Annotated in this window: 4 protein-coding genes; 2 read left to right on the top strand and 2 right to left on the bottom strand. The window is 35.9% G+C overall.

Annotated elements, in window-relative coordinates:
- Positions 1–110: 110 nt before the first annotated feature.
- Together uvrC and NZ519_12350 are read right to left on the bottom strand one after the other, a co-directional pair.
- On the bottom strand, positions 111–1,970 hold the full coding sequence (gene uvrC / locus NZ519_12355; protein MCS7029546.1) for an excinuclease ABC subunit UvrC: 1,860 nt from the start codon (positions 1,968–1,970) through the stop codon (positions 111–113).
- A gap of 9 nt (positions 1,971–1,979) precedes the next feature.
- Positions 1,980–2,531: a PsbP-related protein gene (locus NZ519_12350; GenBank protein MCS7029545.1), complete on the bottom strand. Its 552-nt coding sequence runs from the start codon at positions 2,529–2,531 to the stop codon at positions 1,980–1,982.
- A gap of 120 nt (positions 2,532–2,651) precedes the next feature.
- Here NZ519_12350 and NZ519_12345 point away from each other — a divergent pair, with 120 nt between their 5' ends.
- Positions 2,652–3,512 carry a PorT family protein gene (locus NZ519_12345; protein MCS7029544.1) on the top strand — a complete coding sequence of 287 codons (861 nt, stop codon included), beginning with the start codon at positions 2,652–2,654 and terminating at the stop codon, positions 3,510–3,512.
- A gap of 122 nt (positions 3,513–3,634) precedes the next feature.
- The gene (locus NZ519_12340; protein MCS7029543.1) at positions 3,635–4,528 is read left to right on the top strand and encodes an ABC transporter ATP-binding protein; all 894 of its coding nucleotides are present in this window, start codon (positions 3,635–3,637) and stop codon (positions 4,526–4,528) included.
- Positions 4,529–4,642 lie beyond the last annotated feature (114 nt).

Genomic DNA, 4,642 nt, shown 5'->3' with positions numbered 1-4,642 from the left:
TAGCCCGTAGCACGCCGACCTTGTGGGCATGAGCGCAAGCGAAACGCCCACAAGGACACGCCCAAAAAATTAAAATTTAACCTTCTTACCCAACAAAAATATACTCACACTCAACTCAATTGCTGCTCCTGCTTTTCTAAGTAATCTTTTACTAAATGTGCTTTATACGTTCCTACCCACTGCGCTACCTCCTCTAATGTGGCTTCTTTGATGGCTTGAACTGAACCAAATTTTTGCAATAACAATTTTGCAGTGTTTGCACCTATGCCATTGATATTGAGCAACTCTGTTTGAATAGCTTTTTTAGAACGAACTTCCCTGTGAAAAGTGATAGCGTACCGATGAACTTCATCGCGAATTTTTTGTATGAATTTGAGCGTGATGCTTTTTTTATCTATGTGCAAGGGTATAGGGTCATTTTTGAAGTAAATTTCTTCTAATTTTTTAGCTATGCTTATGATAGGAATGTCCAATTTGAGCTCTTCTAGTACCTTAACTGCGGCAGAAAGTTGCCCTTTACCTCCATCTACAATAATAAGATTAGGCAGCTCTTCTTGATTTTGTATCGCTTTGGTATATCTGCGGGTAAAAACTTCTCGCATAGTAGCATAGTCATCAGGACCTACAACCGTACGAATGTGATATCGCCGATAGTCTTTTTTAGAGGGGCGCCCATTTTTATACACTACCATAGCCGAAACAGGATTGCTACCTTGCAAATTTGAATTATCAAAACACTCAATATGAGTAGGTAGCACAGGTAAGTGTAAGTCTCTTTGTAAAGCTTCTAAAACTTCTTTATAGTGATATTCAGGATTAGCTTTTTCATAGTTCGTGATGCGTTCGTTCATCGTATAGTTGACATTTTTGAGGGATAGCATCATCAATTTATACCAATTGCCATCCTCTTCTTCGGACACAGGTACAATGTTATCTATTCTTTTACCTAATGTTTGATGAATAGTAACAGGAATGTTAGTGATTAACTTGACTGCGTTAGTGTCATTTTTTTGCCACTCCTCATAAATGAATTGGTCAAGAATTTCTGTATCGGTTTCATCTAAAACTTTTTTGACTTCAATGGTTTTAGCTAAAATAACGGTTCCCTCTACTACTTTTAGAAAATTAACAAAGGCAAGTTTTTCATTGCTTAAAATAGTAAATACATCCACATTACTGATTTCTTCTGATACTACGGTAGATTTGCTTTTGTAGTTGGTGAGTAATTCGTACTTTTCTTTTATGAGATTAGCTTTTTCAAACTCTAGTTTTGCTGCATGTTCAAACATTTGATTTTTAAGGCTTTCGAGTACTTGTTTAGTGTTTCCACTAAGTATTTTTTTGACGTATTCAATATTTTGCATGTAATCTTCATGGTCTTGTAGTCCTGCACAGGGTGCTTTACACCTTCCAATATGATACTCTAAACAGGGTCTAAATTTTTTTGCGGCTATATTTGTTTCAGAAAGGTGATAATTACAAGTACGCAGGTACATTGTTTTATGCAAAATTTCAGAGATTGCATACATGACTTTGCTGTTAGGATAGGGTCCAAAATACAAAGAACCGTCGTTGATGCGTTTGCGCACTATCAATAAGCGAGGAAAACGTTCGTTTTTTATACATAGAAAAGGAAATTGCTTGTCATCTTTGAGTAGAATGTTGTATTTAGGTTGATGTTGTTTGATTAAGTTATTTTCTAAAATAAGAGCGTCTAACTCTGTTTCAGTAACCACGTACTCAATGTCTGCGATTTGCCGCACCATAATCCGCACTTTTGGATGCTGATTATGGCTAGCATTAAAATATGAAGATACTCGCTTGCGTAGAGATTTTGCTTTTCCAATATAAATAATCTGCCCTTCTTCATTATAAAATTTGTAGCATCCAGGCGCTAAGGGAAGGTTTTTAGCTTTTTCAATAACACTTTCACTCAATATAATTCCATCTTTTTCCATGCGATTGAGCAACGGCTAAGTCTATTTCTTAGTTGCGGTGAACTTGAAAGAATCCCATATTTTATCTACGTAAGGTATCCAGTGGTCGTAATCTTCTACCGAAGCAGTGTAGATAAAAGTCCATATTTTTTTATCACGCATTATGTATATTTCCGAGCACTTTATTTCATGTCCTGCTTTGTTTTTAGTGATGTAGCTTATTTCAGTTCCAGGTATTTCTTTGAAAAGTTTTTTGTTTACAGCTAATATTTTACTGCCTTGTACTTTTTGTACTGTGGCTATTTTTTTTTGGGCGTATGTTTTGGCTATTTCAAAAGGTTCTTGGTGATGTTCGGAGTGGTGAACGGGATGAACAGCTATATGGACCATGTCCTCAAACTTATCTTTAACATTGATTAACTCTGACCTTGCAGTCCAGATATAGTTATGCATGTGTACAATTTGCCAACTTGTGGGATAGTTAATTGAAAAACCATGCTTTTTATCTGTGTAAGTTTCAAACTTTTCTTGCCCATGTGCCGAAAGTGAAATTAAACTCAGGATAACCACTAATAGTACTTTGTACATACTCATATCACAAAAGTAAAAATTTTTAATGAGATTTACATTGTTTTGCAAATACTAAAAATTGCCCACAAATTTTGAGTTTTCTTGCAACTATATTATTTTTGCAAACCATTCATTTGCAACAATATGAAAAAGTATCTTTTGTTCCTACTAACCTGCATTGTACTTAGTAGTGCTAACTATGCACAAATAGGCATAAGGGTAGGTGCATTTGGACAGCCCCAGGGGTGTTGGGTGTACAATCAAAACTGGTTGGATGCAGATAATAACTATGCGCCCACACCTATCTACCGTACAAATTTCGGGCTAGATTTAGGATATAACTTCAAAGACCAACTTGGAATTCGTGCTAATATTATCTATAATCAAATGGGAGTTCGCAATGAAGATAAAGAAGGAGGAGTAACTTCATCTAATCTCAATGTAGGAGGTAACTTTCCTAGTACCATAGCGTATGATAACAGCTATCAAGGCGCATCTAACGACAAAGTTATCAAAACAGATATAATTCCGAAATATATTTCTACACCCTTGATGCTTAGAGTAAACTCCAACCCTCTTTCTAATGTTATTTCTCACTTTGACTTAGTTTTTACACCTTCATTTTTGGTAGGTATGGGCAGCCGATATAAAGAAGGGGGAGCTGCCTGGAAAAAAAGTCCTGATAGTGTAAACACAAAACTGAAAAAATACACCAACTCTTTTGACTTTGCCATTGGAATTGGAGTAGGCGTAGATGTCAAATTAGCTGAAAATCTATACCTAAATCTTAGCGTGCTTCGTATCAACTACTCTCTCACAGATGCCTTCAAGAGTCAAGATAAAACAGGACCTTTCGTATGGTATAGAGACAACAATGATAATGCTACACAGAACATTAACTTAGCCACAGGCGGTCCTACCAATGCCACCCCTGATTCCCGCAAGTATCATCATTTAACTATTAGCTCACAAGTTGGAATAGCATATATTATCACTCAAAACTAAGCCATTTCATTTATCTCAAATAAGGCTTCTTTACAGGAAACTTGTAAAGAAGTCTTATTTTTTATTTTGTATCCTGCTCTATACAAAATTTCTGCTCTCTTTTTTACTTAATTTGCTGCGAAATGTCTGCAATTATACAAGTTCAAAAAATCACCAAGCGCTTTAAGCAAATTATAGCTGTAAATCAAGTCAGTTTTGAGGTATATCATGGCGAAGTATTCGGATTGCTTGGACCTAATGGAGCAGGAAAGACTACTACTTTGGAAATCATAGAGATGCTTCAACCCGCAGATGAAGGCGAGATATATATTGCAGGCATGAACATCAAAACAAATTCGCAAGAAATTAAAAAAAGAATCGGGGTACAGTTTCAAAGTACTTCTTTGTATGATAAAATTACAGTAAGAGAATGTATTACTTTATTTGCTCACTACTACCCTAAGTCTATGGACATCAACACTTTGCTTAATTGGGTGAACTTACAAGAAAAGAGTAAAGCTTTTACTAAACACCTTTCAGGCGGACAAAAGCAGCGTTTAGTATTAGCTCTAGCATTAGTTAATAATCCCGATATTGTTTTTTTAGACGAACCTACCACAGGACTTGACCCGCAGGCGCGTAGGAATATATGGGATATTATTCAAAATTTGAAAAAGCAAGGTAAAACTGTGGTAATGACTACTCATTATATGGAAGAAGCGGAACGTTTATGTGATAGGTTAGCTATTATGGACAATGGCAAAATTATTAACATTGGCAAGCCTACTCAACTCATTCAGCAAGCGAAGTTACCTACAACTTTGATTTTGGAAGATATACAAATTCCAAAAGAAATTGCAGATAAGTACAAATTTCGGCTAGAAGATGGAAAATACATTCTTAAAGTACATGACGTAAATTCAACCTTGCAGCAAATACTTTCAGAAAATCACATTAACTTGAATGTAATTTCCATTCAAAAACCTACTCTTGAAGACTTATTTATCTACTTGACGGGCAAAAAACTACGTGAGTAATTTTTTTGAAATAGTTAGTTCTAAAAAATAATTTGATTTTTTTGGGCGTGCCCTTGTGGGCGTTTCGCTTGCGCTCATGCCCACAAGGTCGGCGTGCTTCGGGCTACGCTGACG

The organism is Bacteroidia bacterium, assembly GCA_025056095.1.
Classification (GTDB): Bacteria; Bacteroidota; Bacteroidia; order JANWVE01; family JANWVE01; genus JANWVE01.
Note: the sequence above shows the minus strand (reverse complement) of the source record. Positions and strands in the feature narration are given on the sequence as shown.